A 13,741-nucleotide genomic window follows, 5' to 3' on the forward strand; every position below is an offset into this window, starting at 1 on the left:
TATGCCTACCTTTAAGGTTGACAAGGTGCTAGCGCCTTTCGATTGCGGAAGCGTACGAACAAAAGCCGACTACGAAGCGGGAAAATCGCTTCGTAGTCGGCTTTTTTATCGAAAAAACGAGATGAGCGCATACGGCATGCGGATCGGCGGCCGGCTCCGGATCAGAAAGCCTCGGGTCGCAGCGACTCGGAGACGGTTGCGAGCATCGCGTCTCCCGCGTTCCATTTGGCATACCAATCCGACAACAGCATCGGCAGTTCCACATCCAACTCCTGCTCGAACAGTTTCCGGGCTTGAAGATACTGTTCGTCCACGGCAAGCCGGTCGCCCAACATCGCGTAGGCTTGAAGAAGGCCCAGATGAGCATGTTCCGCATACGGGTGAAGCCGGGTCAATTTCTTGTATTCGGCCGTCGCTTCGACAAGTCGGCCTTGTTCCAACAGGAAGAGCGCCAGATCGGAAGCATGATTCAATTGGATCGCCCGGAGGCGCTGACGTTCTCCTTCGGCCCAAGCATAGTCGTAATCGGCCAAATAATCGTCGACGTATAGAGCGGCCAAACGCAGATGCTCGGCGCAGTTCGACGGAGTGACCGTTCCGAGCGAACGGATGCCGCTCTCGAAACGGTCGACGTCCAGCGCCATTCCGTTCAAACGGAGCGTGTACCCTTCTCCGCCGCTGGCGTTCAGAATCTCGGCTTCGACATGGGTCTGCTTCAGGCATTGGCGAATCTGATAGATGGTCGTATACAGATACGTCGAAGCTCTTTTGATCGGAAGGTCCGGCCAGAATTGCCCGATCAGATTGTCTTTGCTGATAAACCGTTCCCGGTAATGCAGCAGATAGGCGAACATTTCCTGCGCGCGGTTCGTGCGCCAGCGGAACGCGGTATCGGCCGAAGCGCCGCGCGGCGTGCATAGGCGCAGCGTGCCGAAGGCGCCGATCATCAACGTTTCGACCGCTTCTTCTTGCGGGAAGATTTCTTGGCGGCGCGCGGTCAACCGTTCGACGGTCTTCGCCAGCCGCGCGCGTTGGACGGGCTTCAGCACGTAATCCAGCGCGTTCAATTCGAACGCGTCGATCGCGTAACGGTCGTACCCCGTGATAAATACGATGTCCGAATCGGGGCTGGCCTGCTGAAGCCGTTCGGCAGCCTGCATGCCGTTCATTTCGGGCATCACGATATCCAGAAAGATCACGTCCGGGCGGCTTGCGCAAGCGGCTTCGATCGCGTCTGCCGGGTTCGTATAAGATTCGATGTCTTCGAATTCGGGCATGGCACGCAGAAGTTTTTCCATGTAGGCCACGGCCAGCTTCTCATCGTCGATTAGCATAGCCTTCATCATGATCGATTCACTCCTTTACCGATTAAGTCCTCGCCGACACCGAGCGAATCAGTCGGAAAATGCTTCGCTTTGCGGCAGCCGGCCGGGAACGAGAGGGACGCGGAACGTCACCGACGTTCCGACGCCTTTTCGACTGCGGATCGACAATCCGGAGCCGTACAGCTTTTTCAGACGCCGATCCGTATTCAGCGTTCCGATGCCTTGCCTTTCGCCGCGCGACGGCGTGAGCAGCGTTTGCAGCGTCTTCTCGTCCATGCCGACGCCGTCGTCTTCGACCGTAAACGCGACCCGATCGTTCTCCAGACGGGCGGTTACCGACACGCGGCCGCCGCTCGAACGGCTGAGCACGCCGTGCCGGACGGCATTTTCGACGAGCGGCTGAATAGACAGCGGAGGCAGCATCACTTCAAGATCGACTTCGTCCGGGATATGAATCTCCGCGCGCAGGCGGTCTTCGAAGCGCATGGATTCGATCGCCAGATAAGAGCGCACGAGCTCCAGTTCCCGCTCCAACGGCACGAGCTGCCGCGTATTCCAATAATCGAAGCTGATCTGCAAATAGGAGCCGAACGCTTCGATGGTCTCGTTCATGCGGTCCAGATCGATCACGCTCAAAGCGGTAATCGAATTCAGGGCATTGAACAGAAAATGCGGTTGAATCTGGGCCTGCAAATAAGCGGCTTCGATCTTCAAACGTTCGCCGATCGCGCGCTGCAAATCGGTCAGCGCTTTGACGCGGTAGTTCAATTCCAACGCGTCGGCCGGCTTGACCACGTAATCGTTGGCTCCCGCCGCGAAACCGGCGTAGATGTCTTCGGGCCGCCCGCGCGCCGTCAACAGCAGGACGGGCAGCTCCGCGCGCGAATATCGTTCGCGAATCCGTTCGGTCAGTTCGTAGCCCGACATATTGGGCATCATAGCATCCGCGATCACGAGATCCCAGACTTTCTTGTCCAGCAGTTCCAACGCTTCCGCCCCGCTGAGCGCATAAACGACGAGATAACGTTCTTCCGGAAGCATGCCGCGCAGCACGCGGAGATTGATCGGATCGTCGTCCACCGCGAGAATGCGGGATCTGGAATCGCCGTCCTCACTCGGCAGGTCGTGCCGATTCGCTTCTTCCCATACGTGCGGCGGCAGATCGGACGGAACAGGGTTCGCCGCGCGCAGGCGTTTCGCTTCTTCTTGCGCGTTTCGCTGCTCGTAAGGATCCGCGAGCGGCAGCGAGAAAGCGAAAACGGAGCCGCTGCCCGGTTCGGATTCGGCGGACAGTTTGCTGCCGTGCAGTTCGATAAGGTTGCGGCTGACCGCAAGTCCCAGACCGATGCCCGAAGCGCCGAGAAGAGGATCGACCTGTTCGTAAGGGTCGAAGATTCGGGCAAGGTGACCCGGAGCGATGCCGACGCCGGTATCGGACACCCGGATTTCCAGCAGGTCGTCCATCACCCGCGCGCTGACGCTTACCCGACCGGCAGGCGTGAACTTGATGGCGTTATGCACGAGATTGAACAGAATCTGGGTCAAGCGCTTCTCGTCCGCGAGCACGGCCGGGGAATCGTCCGGCATATCGAGTTCGAGTTCCAGAGGCTTGTCCACGGCCATATAACGCAGCATGTCCAGCACGCCGGCCGCCGACGATTGGACCAACACCGGCGCGAGGCGGATCGAAATCCGGCGTTCTCGGATCTGCGAGACATCGAGCAGATCGCCGAGCAGCAGATTCATCCGGCGTCCGACTTGACCCAATAGTTGAAGATCTCTTCGCGAACGTTCGGTGAGCGCTTCGCCTTCGGTTGCCAATACGCTGTCGGCGATATTGATCATCCCGTGCAGCGGCGTACGCAGCTCGTGCGACGTTTGGGCCAAGAATTCGTCTTTGGCTTTGTCGGCTTGCCGGAGCCGTTCGGCAAGTTCGGTCAGAGCCGAATTGTTGCGGAAATACTTGCCGACCGCATAAGCTACCGTGCCGAAGAAAGCGATCAGGATGTCGAACGGATAGAATCCGGGTGCGACCCAGCCGGCGTTTTTGAATCCGCCCCAGACCAGCGTCGACGCCATGCCGGCCGCCGCGATCAACAGGAAGATCGCATTGCGTTCTTTTTCGACGATATAGTGAATCAGAAGAACCGGCACCCATAACGAAGGCAGCAGCGTCACGACCGTAAACAGCCCGATTTTGGTGGAATACAGAACGGCTTCGATCGGAGCGAAGATGATGAACAGGCCGTAAAGCGCCGTCAGAGCAAAATAAAACCGGTACCTGCGCTGACGCTTCGGTTCCAGAGAGAACGATACCGCGAGTTTGAGCATTAACGTCGTCATGGCCGCGTAAGAGAACAAAGCGATTTTTTTGGCGGCTTCGTAATCGAACGGCCAGATGGCCAGAAGAACCTTGTCTTCGTCGAGCGAGATGCTGAACACGGCCGAGACGAGCAGCAAGGTGAACAGCAGAAAGACTTTGTCTTTGCGGCTGAACAAATAGATGATTCCGATATAGACCGCATGCATCAGCAAGATCGCCAGCGTGATCAACTGCATGCCGACGTTATAGGTGCGATCGGAGTTGATCGCGTTCGACGATCCGAAGAGAAGCGAACGCGCGATGCCCCCTCGTCGGGCATTCTCGAAGTTCGAGACTTCGACGACCAGATCGATCTCGTTCGTATCCGGCAGCGAGACCAGTTCGGTATTGACTCGGGCTTGGTGATCTTCGGCTGACTCGGCCGGATGTCCCATCTCCGCTTCCATTTCGCCGTTGGCATACAAACGAAAAGAAGTTTGAATATCTTTGACGGTCAATTTGTACGACAGATCCAAATCGGGATTCGTCAGAATTCGCAGCCGGTAGCTGCCGTAACCGACGGACGAATCCGTTCCCAGCGCTTTTTTCCAATCGCCCGGAACGGAGATTCTTCCGGGCGACTCTCCGAGAACGCTTCCCGGATCGGATTCGATAAAGCGTCGGGGGTAGAAGGTCCATTCCCCGTCCAACTGAAGCGTATGCCAGTTGTCGAGTTTCGTTCCTCTAAGGTCGAGAACTCCGTTTTCGGCCCGCGGGGTGCCCGACATGCCGTACGGATTGGTAAGAATGAGCCGAAGACCGGATAAAGCCAACAGCAGCAGCAGAAGCAGCAAGAAAATGGTCGTCTTCGGCGACGACTTCAACGATCGGCGAAAAGGTTGGCGTGTAGGATTTCTCATATCTTCTACTTTAATTCCGAGCGGCCCGCGAATCCAGCCTTTAATTCGAGAAATCGGCCGTTCCCTTCAAACTTTCTCCCGAAATCTTGCCGCGCGGAAAAGCCGAAGAACGGACGTCCTCCGTTCTTCGGCTTTTCCTACGCTGCGGGAACCTCGGGCGCCGCTCGGTCGGCCTCGGCAGCCGCTCGCGCGATCTTCTCACGATCGTAATCGAATCGCTGCCGCCGCATTCGATCGAACATTCTTTCGCCGTCGCTGTGATAACTTCTGCATTTATTGTATCTCTATGCCAAACGGCTCCGCAAGCTATCCTTTTTACAATCTTCAAGATTTTGTTATCGCATCTTCCGGCAACTTGCAGTATACTACGGTTGAGTGCTCACTTTCGGCTACAGTCCGGTCGTGGAGCCGGTGTGTCTGAATTTTGGGCATATCTTGAACAGCTGGGCCGGTGCTTATGAAGAATGAGAAAGAAACGATCAGCATGGTGACAAGCTATGTGGCCAAGCTGCTCAGGACCCGTTTCGGCAAGGGACCCGAAGCGGTCAACGTATCGTTAAGCAACAGTTGCATCGTATTCCACTTACGCAACTTCATGGGTCCGGTCGAACAATTTTTGCTGACCCAGCAGGAAGAGTCGGCTTTCCGCTATACGCGGGAACTCATGATGGAGGCTCTGCTGCCCGAGATCAAAGTGTTTTTGCAGGAAAACGCGAGAATCAAGGTCTCTGAATTTTATTACGACTGGGGAGTCCACAACGGTTCTGGCGCCATCATCGGCCTGTTCGATCCGCTGCCGGAATCGAATCCCGATTATCCGGGCAAACAGGAACTGCAAAGCCGAATCACCCATGTAACGGCAGAGATTCAGAAAAAGCCCCGTCATATCGAATCTTGGTGGGTCGGTACCCGGATGCTGCTGGTCTTTAGACAGGGTATAACCGTACTGCTGGAAAAAGAAATGGTGGATTTGGGGTACACCGAAGTGTTAAAAGCAGCCAAACGAAGATTAGAAAAAAGATTATTGGAAGAAGAAATCGACACCGCCGTATTGCTGGGCCGAGAGATTGCGGACCTGTACGCGGATTGGGATTTCGACCGAGATCGCAGTGTCGTCCTTTACATATTTACGGAGTAGTCCCCCTTTCAACCCGTGTTGGCAAGGGAGTAGACAATCGAATGAGATTCGGTAACGATTCAGACATCGAACGGATGCGCTGATCAATCGGGCCGAAGAGAAGGCGGGAAACGGCCTTTTCTTCGGCTTATTTTTTTATGTGGGGATGGTTGCGGTGAGAACGAATCGGACGCGAGTGTTATACGTGGAGGACGATCGGGCAAGCATGCTGTTGATGCGGCATCTTTTTCGCAAAAAATTCCCTGAAGTCGTGCTGCTGGAAGCCGAGACCTCGGAACGGGGGATCGAATTGGCTCAGTCATGCGGCCCGTCTCTGATTCTCATGGACATCGTGCTGCCGGGAGCGGACGGTTACGAAGGTCTGGACAGACTGCGAAACCTGCAAGAAACCGCAGGCATTCCCGTATGGGCGATCAGCGCTCTGGCGATGGAAGAAGACGTGCAGAAAGCGCTGGAGGCCGGATTTATCCGGTACATCCGCAAGCCGTTGAACGTCGAGGATTTCGCTCGCGGAATCCAAACGTTTTTCGACGAGAAGAATCAGGGCTGCTTGCCCTGAACCCGTCAAGTCCCTGACGGTCGAGAATTTCGTTTGAACGGCCCGGCGCATCGGTTGGAATATTCGGTAAAAGAGCACTCAGTAAAGGACGATACGGCAAGGACCCGGAGACTCTGCGATTCGCGCATGAAAAACGGGCTGCCAGGCCGAAGAAAACGCGGACAGGATTCCGCTTTTTCTTCGGCTTTTTTTATGCGGATTTTGCCTCGGCTTGTGATACAATGGCTTACGGTGTGTTTGCGGAGCGGGTCGCCCCGGCGTTTCGGGAGGCGGCAGCGCGGAGACACGCCCTAGTGAGTTGACCGCATAGAATCCAAGGTTTGAGCCTTTCGGAAATACGCACGGTTCAAGCGGGTTTACGGAGGATGAAACCCAACATCTTAAGCGGTCAGCGTATTCGTTTATTTTGGACCGGGGCCGCTTGCGGCGTCGGAGGCAGGAGGAAAAACAAATGAATCAAGTCCCTTATATCGCGGTCGAAGGCGCGATCGGGGCGGGCAAGACGACGCTCGCTTCGATGCTGGCCGCGGAATTGAATATGCCCCTGCTCAAAGAAATCGTTGAAGAAAATCCGTTTATGGAGCGGTTCTATCAGAACTTGGACGAATGGAGTTTTCAACTGGAGATGTTCTTTCTGTGCAACCGGTACAAGCAGCTCGGCGATACCGAGACCAAGCTGATCCGGCAGGGCATGCCGGTCGTATCGGATTATCACATCTACAAGAACCTGATCTTCTCCGAACGGACCTTGAAAGGCCGCGAGCGAGAGAAGTATCGGCAGATTTATCATGTGCTGACCGACGATCTGGCGAAGCCGAACATCATCGTCTACATCAAAGCCAACCTGGAGACGCTGCTCGGGCGCATCGCCAAGCGGGGCCGTTCGTTCGAACAGGACATGGACCACGCTTACCTGAAGCAGTTGATCGAAGATTACGAAGCGGCCATGTCTTCGCTGGCTTTGACCGAACCCGAGACGACGATCATCACGGTGGACGGCGACTCGATCGATTTCGTGGCCGATCCCGAACATTTTGCCGAGATCGTGTCCCGCATCCGGGAGAACGTCCCGAGCTTATCCAATTAGAAGGAGCCTGAACGAACATGAATTCACATCTCATTCCCGCCGATGCCTTGATTACGGTAGCCGGCACCGTCGGCGTAGGCAAGTCCACGCTGACTTCCGCGCTCGCGGAACGTCTCGGTTTCAAGACCTCGCTGGAGAAAGTCGACCATAACCCTTATCTGGAGAAGTTCTACCACGACTTCGAGCGTTGGAGCTTCCATCTGCAAATCTATTTCCTCGCCGAACGCTTCAAAGAGCAGAAAGCGATCTTCGAAGCGGGCGGCGGATTCGTGCAGGATCGTTCGATTTACGAAGATACCGGCATTTTCGCCAAAATGCACGCCGATCAAGGCACGATGTCCGCGGTGGATTACGAGACGTATTCCAGCTTGTTCGACGCGATGGTGATGACGCCGTATTTCCCGCATCCGGACGTGCTGATCTATCTGGAAGGCAGCCTGCCGTCCATTCTGGGACGCATCAAAGAGCGCGGACGCGAGATGGAGATCCAGACCGAAGTCACGTATTGGGAAAAAATGCACGGGCGTTACGCCGACTGGATCGAACGTTTCGACGCCTGCCCGATCCTGCGTCTCAACATCGACGAATACGACGTCAACGATCCGCAGTCGCTGGACGGCATTCTGGCGAAAGTCGGAGAGAAAATCGCCGAGTCCCGCAGGGGCAAAGCGGAGCTGAACGTCTAGTCGGAAGTCTGAACGTTCGAGAAAGCCGATAGGAGGAAACGCCGATGAACCTGTTCCGACTCTCGCCGTTCGTGCGCGGCAGGGACCGCATGGAAGACTTCCTGAAAGACTGTTTCGTCAGTATCGGGTATCCGGGAATCGGCGATCTCGAAGCGGCGGACGCGGCGGAAGTTTCTAAGCGGCTCCGAGCGGTGTATGGATATGAAGGCAGCGAGCTTCAGCGCAGGCTAGAAGAAGTCGATACCTTCGTCTCCGGCATGGCCGACGGCAATTACGTGCTGGTGTCCCGAGGAACCGCCGTCTGGCTGGGCGATCTGGGCGATTATTATTATCGCGACGAATACGACACTCTGGAGGAGGCGACCTGCCATCGCCGGGGGGTGACTTGGCTGGGCGTGCTTCCGGCGGAAGCGTTGAGTTCTCCGCTGCGCGGCTTTCTGACCGGGCCGGAAGCCGTCGGCGAAAGGCTCGCCGTCGCGAGCTTCCCGCTTCCGGCGGAATCGGCCGGGCTGGAAGCTTTCGCCGCGCAGGCGCCGGGCGGGCTGCTGCCCGGACTGCCCGCGTCCGCGATTTCCGGCGCGGACGGCTTTTCCGAGGCGGCCGCCGGGCCTGCCGAAGGGGCTTCGCGCGTCGACGCGGAGACGCTGCGCGAAGCGGTCGCCGTGCTGCGGGAAGCGCTGCGCGGAGACGACCCGGAGCTTCGCGTGCGCGCGGCCGAAGCGCTGCTGCGATACGCGAAATAAGCGGGCGCGAAGCTCGCTTGTTCGGCCCGGACAACGGGGCGAAGGCCCGCTGGCTTGCGCCGCTTCGCCGTGCTACTATGAGAGAGGCGCAGGGTGCGGCGCCCTACAAAAATCAAACATTAGAGAGTGGAGAGGCGGGAGAAAGTGGACTGGGATTTATTTTCGTTATTTAAATCGCTGCTCCTTGGATTCGTCGAAGGGATGACGGAATTCGCGCCGGTGTCCTCGACCGGACACATGATCATCGTCGACGACCTGTGGTTGAAGTCTCAGCAGTTTTTGGGTTCCAAAGAGGTTGCCAACACGTTCAAGATCGTGATCCAGCTGGGTTCGATCTTGGCGGTCGTCATCTTGTTCAGGGAGAAGTTCTTTCAGATGTTGGGACTGCGCGGACGCCATTCCGGCGCGCCTGCGGGAACGCCTAAGCTGAACCTGCTGCATGTCTTCATCGGCCTGCTTCCGGCAGGGATTCTCGGCGTGCTCTTCAACGATTATATCGACGAGCATCTGTTCTCGCTGGAGACGGTGGTCGGCGCTTTGGTCGTCGGAGCATTTCTCATGATCGCCGCGGATCTGGTCATGCGCAATTCCAAACGCAGAACGATCGACAGCGTGGACGAGATTACATACGGCAAAGCTTTGATGATGGGCTTGTTCCAATGCGTCTCGCTCTGGCCGGGATTCTCGCGTTCGGGAGCGACCATCTCGGGCGGCGTCTTGGTCGGCATGAGCCACCGGGCCGCGGCCGACTTCACGTTCATCATGGCCGTTCCGATCATGGCCGGCGCGAGTCTCGTCTCGCTGAGACACAGCTGGCAGTATTTTACGCTCGACGCGCTTCCGTATTTCATCGTCGGCTTCATCAGCGCTTTCGTTTTCGCGCTCATCTCGATCCGTTTCTTCCTCAAGCTGATCAACCGGATCAAACTCGTGCCGTTCGCGATCTATCGGATCGTGCTGGCCGCGGTGATTTATCTGGTGTGGTTCTAAGAGATTCGCGGAGAGCCGCACGACCATTCCGTTTTATCGCGATCCCGTCTTTCGCTTTTGGCGAACGGCGGGATTTTTTTGCGGACCGAATTGTTTACGAATCGGATACAATTCCGCGGCCTTTCCGAAATAAATCCTTTCTAGAATAAGAACTGCGGCAGGCGGTCGAGTAAGCAAAAGATACAGTTTTGTCTCATTTGCGCAAAAGGATAGCAAGCGGCCTAGTTTGGGGTAAAATAGAACGCGGCGCATTTCGGAAAAATGGACGGTCGAGGCAAAAATTGCCGATCCGTGAAACTATTTTGTCGAATTCGCGTCTAAAGGGTAGAACAAAAAAGTCCCGGCGTGCAAAAAACGGGACGCATCAGGAGGGGGAACCACCCATGAAGAATTTGAGAAAGTGGATGACGGCGCTGACGCTGGTCGCCTTGTTCGTCGGAAGCTTTTCTTTCGCCGGAGCCGCGCAGGCTGCCGGAAGCGGAGAACAGCTGATCATCATCAACAAGAAGACGAACCAATTGGCCTTTTTCGATAACGGGAAATTGAATTCGACCTTCCCGGTCGCTACCGGCAAGACCAAAGACCTGACGCCGGAAGGCAAATTCAAGATCGTCAACAAGATCAAGAACCGTCCGTACTACAAAGACAATATCCCGGGCGGCGATCCGCGCAACCCGCTGGGCGACCGTTGGATGGGACTCGAAGTCGGCAGCACGTACGGCACGACTTACGCCATCCATGGCAACAACAACGAGAACTCGATCGGCAAATACGTAAGCGCGGGCTGTATCCGGATGCATATGGACGATATCCATTGGCTGTTCGATCAGGTCAACAAAGGCACGTACGCCGTGATTACGTCTTCGAGCCTGAGCTTCGAACAGATCGCGGCCAACAACGGCTATGCGCTGAACGGCGACGGCAAATTCACGGGCAGCGTGTTCGTTAACGGCAAGCTCAAAACGATGGACGACGAGATCATGAGCATCGATTCCCGTCTGTACATGCCGCTGCGCGAAGGCTTCGAGATGCTGGGCGGAACCGTGAACTGGAACGCCAAAACGATGACGGTATCGGCTGCGGTCGGCGGCAAGACGATCGTGCACAAAGCCAAAGCCAAAACGGCGAAAGTCAACGGCAAGTCCGTAAACATGACCGCTTCGCGTTTCGTCGGCAACAAGCTCTACATTCCGCTGCGCGACGTGTCCAAACTGTCGGGCTACACGGTAAAATGGTACGGCGAAGAAAACGTGGTATCGCTGATCGCGCCGACGAAGTAAACTCCAAAGCATAAGCTTCGCGCGTAAACGCGGATCATGCGTATACGGCTCGAAAAAAGCGCCTTTCTCCTCGGAGAAAGGCGCTTTTCCTCGTTATGCGATCGAACAGGGAAACGTCTTCCGTCCGGAACGAAGCATTTCGGCCGTTATCCGCCGAAAGAAGAATCGTCGTCGCTGCGGACCCGGGAACGTTCGGGATTTCCTTTTTCGGCCGATCGGGAACCGTGTCCCGATTTCGGCACGAAACACTGCTCCAACGTCAATTCCAGCGTGCGGGCCAGATCGAAGGCCAGCTGCAAACTGGGGTCGTATTTGTCGTTTTCGATCGCGTTGATCGTCTGGCGGCTCACGCCGCATAATTCGGCGAGTTTGCCTTGAGACAAGCCTAGCCGCTCGCGATTTTCTTTGATTCGATTCTTCATGGCACGACCGCTTTCTGTAAGGTTTCGATCCGCGCGTTCGCGCGGCAACGGCTTCGACAGGCGGAGGAACGGAGGGCTGTAAAGGATTTTTGACAACCCGAGTGTAACGGAAAGCCGCCGATCTGTAAAGCTTCGGCACCCGTCGAATCAAGCAGCCTCTGGTAATTAACGCGGATATGCGTTACCGTAGAAGAAGGAGAAAGACAAGCCGTTGACGGTTTGTCTCGCATAAACGGACGGAAGGGGCAAACGAAGTGAGTCGGATCGTGGAAATAAGAGGAATGCGTTTGGGCGAAGGCGCGCCCAAAATTTGCGTCCCGCTGGTCGGGCGGACGAAGGAGGAGCTGCGCGAAGAAGCGGAGCTGCTGCGCGAGATCGATCTGGACCTCGTCGAATGGCGGGTCGATCATTTCGAGGCGGTCGGATCGGTCGAAGACGTGCTCGCGGAGCTGAAGGAACTGCGCGGCCTGCTCGGCGAGACGCCGCTGCTCTTTACGTTCCGCAGCGCCCGGGAAGGCGGCGCGCGGGAACTGGCGGCGGATGATTATATCCGCCTGAACCGGGCGGCAGCGGCTTCCGGGCAGGTCGATGCGATCGATATCGAGCTGTTCTCCGGCGACGACGCCGTGCGCGAATTGACGGCCGAAGCGCGCCGCTCGGGCGTAGCCACGTTCGTGTCGAACCATGATTTCGACAAGACGCCTCCGCAGGAAGAGATGGAATCGCGCCTGCGCCGCGCGCGCGAATTGGGCGGCGACGTGCCGAAGATCGCGGTCATGCCGCGAGACCCCGGCGACGTGCTGTCGCTGCTTGCCGCGACCTACCGCGTCAGCTCGGAAGGCGCAGGGCCGGTCATCACCATGTCGATGGCCGGAACCGGCGCCGTCAGCCGCGTCGCCGGCGGCGCTTTCGGCTCCGCCTTGACCTTCGGCGCGGCGAAGCAGGCCTCCGCGCCGGGACAGCTTGCCGCGCCGCAACTGCGCGGCATCTTGAACGCCCTGTACGGCGGCTGAATTCCCGCCGCCTCCCGGGACGTCCGGGCCGATAAAGCCGCTGTCGGACCACATGGACAGCGGCCTTCCCGGCTGCGAAGAAGAGCCGCCCGCGGCGCCGTTTCCGAACGGCTCCGCGGGCTTTTTGCGCTGCGCGTCGGGAAGCGCTCGTGCCTCGCGCCCGCCAAGTTGCAGGTTGCGCAAGACATGCGTTCCTTACGTCCGCCAGTATTGCGCCGCGCCCGCATCTCTCGCATATTCCGTTCCCCGATGCAGACCGTCTTTTTTCCTCGCTTCGCAGCCCGCCCTAATTGCCTTTGCCCGTAATGCCATTCGCCTTGCTTTCCGTTCTGCACTCGGACAGCGCGTTCGGGCGTTCATCCGGTAAATTTTGAGCAGTTCAAAAAATAGATAAAACTTTGTGAAAAATATTACTTTATTTTCGAGAGCTTTGTGATAAATTGAACAAAGTAAAGAACAGAAAGTTATTCAAAGGGGAGAAATCAAGATGAAAAAAGCAGCAGCAGGCATGGGATTGGTATTAGGATTCGCGATTCTGGCAGGGTGCGGAAGCAACGCCGACACCGCCAAAACAGAGACTCCGGCAGCAACCGCAACGCCGGCCGCCACCGACGCGAAAACGTCCGCTTCGGTCGTCAACGACAACGACGCGTTCCTGAACGCGATCAGCGCCAAAGGAACTTGGATCATCGCGGTTCTGAACGACATGACCATCGATCAAGATCTGGTTCTGGACGGACAATTCACGAACAAAGACGCTCCTGCCCGCAAAATCGCTTTGTATGCGCAAGACGAAAACCGCAAAGTAACGGCACGTTACACGCTGACCGCGCCTAAACTGACGGTCAACAGCGAAAACGCGCGCATCCAAGGCGGCACGTTCAAAGGCGACGTTTACGTCAAAGCCAACGGATTCCAACTGGTCGACGGAACGATCGAAGGCAATCTGTACTTCTCGACGCAAGAACAAATGGACGCTTTCAAATTGGAAGACGGCGCGAAAGTAACCGGCGAAACGGCTGTCAAAGCCGAGTAGTCTGTTATCCCGATCTTTCGTCTCATAGATAGGCATGAAGGCCAAACAGCTTCGGATCCTCAACGATCCGAAGCTGTTTTTGCGTTGACGTGCATCGTTCGTCCTTGCCGGGGAAGGATGAACGACAGCGTGCTCGCCGAAGCCGCCGCTCGCCCGCATGTCGGTTTTTTCTCGTTGTTTCTGCTTCGGGACGCTGCCCGATCCGAGCTAACGGAACGTGGATTCGTTAGCGCCCTCTTT

Annotated in this window: 12 protein-coding genes; 9 read left to right on the top strand and 3 right to left on the bottom strand. The window is 56.8% G+C overall.

Annotation, left to right across the window (positions count from 1 at the left end):
* Window positions 1-161 precede the first annotated feature (161 nt).
* Window positions 162-1,346, bottom strand: coding sequence for a response regulator (locus CDO73_RS09515; RefSeq protein WP_088488286.1), 1,185 nt, complete (start codon window positions 1,344-1,346; stop codon window positions 162-164).
* Window positions 1,347-1,394: 48 nt separating this feature from the next.
* Window positions 1,395-4,547 carry a hybrid sensor histidine kinase/response regulator gene (locus tag CDO73_RS09520; protein ID WP_088488287.1) on the bottom strand — a complete coding sequence of 1,051 codons (3,153 nt, stop codon included), beginning with the start codon at window positions 4,545-4,547 and terminating at the stop codon, window positions 1,395-1,397.
* Window positions 4,548-5,004: 457 nt separating this feature from the next.
* On the opposite strand from CDO73_RS09520, the gene CDO73_RS09525 reads away from it, so the two are divergent.
* The 7 genes from CDO73_RS09525 (at window position 5,005) to CDO73_RS09555 (ending at window position 11,030) form a co-directional block, all read left to right on the top strand.
* Window positions 5,005-5,685, top strand: a complete 681-nt coding sequence (locus CDO73_RS09525) for a Na-translocating system protein MpsC family protein (RefSeq protein ID WP_088488288.1) — start codon at window positions 5,005-5,007, stop codon at window positions 5,683-5,685.
* Window positions 5,686-5,839: 154 nt separating this feature from the next.
* On the top strand, window positions 5,840-6,244 hold the full coding sequence (locus CDO73_RS09530) for a response regulator (protein ID WP_179218652.1): 405 nt from the start codon (window positions 5,840-5,842) through the stop codon (window positions 6,242-6,244).
* A gap of 451 nt (window positions 6,245-6,695) precedes the next feature.
* A complete protein-coding gene (locus CDO73_RS09535; protein WP_088488290.1) occupies window positions 6,696-7,331 on the top strand; it encodes a deoxynucleoside kinase in 636 nt (211 codons plus the stop codon).
* A gap of 17 nt (window positions 7,332-7,348) precedes the next feature.
* Entirely contained in the window at window positions 7,349-8,017 is a 669-nt protein-coding gene (locus CDO73_RS09540) for a deoxynucleoside kinase (protein ID WP_088488291.1), read from the top strand.
* Window positions 8,018-8,061: 44 nt separating this feature from the next.
* Window positions 8,062-8,760 carry a hypothetical protein gene (locus CDO73_RS09545; protein WP_088488292.1) on the top strand — a complete coding sequence of 233 codons (699 nt, stop codon included), beginning with the start codon at window positions 8,062-8,064 and terminating at the stop codon, window positions 8,758-8,760.
* Window positions 8,761-8,904: 144 nt separating this feature from the next.
* Complete coding sequence (locus CDO73_RS09550) at window positions 8,905-9,750, top strand: undecaprenyl-diphosphate phosphatase (protein WP_088488293.1); 846 nt, start codon at window positions 8,905-8,907, stop codon at window positions 9,748-9,750.
* A 383-nt stretch (window positions 9,751-10,133) separates the two neighbouring features.
* A complete protein-coding gene (locus tag CDO73_RS09555; protein WP_088488294.1) occupies window positions 10,134-11,030 on the top strand; it encodes a L,D-transpeptidase family protein in 897 nt (298 codons plus the stop codon).
* A 146-nt stretch (window positions 11,031-11,176) separates the two neighbouring features.
* Here the strand turns inward: CDO73_RS09555 and CDO73_RS09560 are convergent, their stop codons facing one another.
* A complete protein-coding gene (locus CDO73_RS09560) occupies window positions 11,177-11,452 on the bottom strand; it encodes a helix-turn-helix transcriptional regulator (protein WP_088488295.1) in 276 nt (91 codons plus the stop codon).
* A 254-nt stretch (window positions 11,453-11,706) separates the two neighbouring features.
* Here CDO73_RS09560 and aroD point away from each other — a divergent pair, with 254 nt between their 5' ends.
* Together aroD and CDO73_RS09570 are read left to right on the top strand one after the other, a co-directional pair.
* Window positions 11,707-12,465: a type I 3-dehydroquinate dehydratase gene (aroD, locus tag CDO73_RS09565; protein ID WP_088488296.1), complete on the top strand. Its 759-nt coding sequence runs from the start codon at window positions 11,707-11,709 to the stop codon at window positions 12,463-12,465.
* A 487-nt stretch (window positions 12,466-12,952) separates the two neighbouring features.
* Window positions 12,953-13,501 (top strand): hypothetical protein, encoded by a 549-nt coding sequence (locus CDO73_RS09570; protein ID WP_088488297.1) that lies wholly within the window; start codon window positions 12,953-12,955, stop codon window positions 13,499-13,501.
* Window positions 13,502-13,741 lie beyond the last annotated feature (240 nt).

Origin of the sequence: Saccharibacillus sp. O23 (genome assembly GCF_002205895.1) — a bacterium.
Taxonomy (GTDB): Bacteria; Bacillota; Bacilli; order Paenibacillales; family Paenibacillaceae; genus Saccharibacillus.

What these genes read in the sequence shown, in the direction of transcription:
- CDO73_RS09515 (WP_088488286.1), bottom strand. Translation starts at nt 1,346, where the DNA reads ATGATGAAGGCTATGCTAATCGACGATGAGAAGCTGGCCGTGGCCTAC.
- CDO73_RS09520 (WP_088488287.1), bottom strand. Translation starts at nt 4,547, where the DNA reads ATGAGAAATCCTACACGCCAACCTTTTCGCCGATCGTTGAAGTCGTCG.
- CDO73_RS09525 (WP_088488288.1), top strand. Translation starts at nt 5,005, where the DNA reads ATGAAGAATGAGAAAGAAACGATCAGCATGGTGACAAGCTATGTGGCC.
- CDO73_RS09535 (WP_088488290.1), top strand. Translation starts at nt 6,696, where the DNA reads ATGAATCAAGTCCCTTATATCGCGGTCGAAGGCGCGATCGGGGCGGGC.
- CDO73_RS09540 (WP_088488291.1), top strand. Translation starts at nt 7,349, where the DNA reads ATGAATTCACATCTCATTCCCGCCGATGCCTTGATTACGGTAGCCGGC.
- CDO73_RS09545 (WP_088488292.1), top strand. Translation starts at nt 8,062, where the DNA reads ATGAACCTGTTCCGACTCTCGCCGTTCGTGCGCGGCAGGGACCGCATG.
- CDO73_RS09555 (WP_088488294.1), top strand. Translation starts at nt 10,134, where the DNA reads ATGAAGAATTTGAGAAAGTGGATGACGGCGCTGACGCTGGTCGCCTTG.
- CDO73_RS09560 (WP_088488295.1), bottom strand. Translation starts at nt 11,452, where the DNA reads ATGAAGAATCGAATCAAAGAAAATCGCGAGCGGCTAGGCTTGTCTCAA.
- CDO73_RS09570 (WP_088488297.1), top strand. Translation starts at nt 12,953, where the DNA reads ATGAAAAAAGCAGCAGCAGGCATGGGATTGGTATTAGGATTCGCGATT.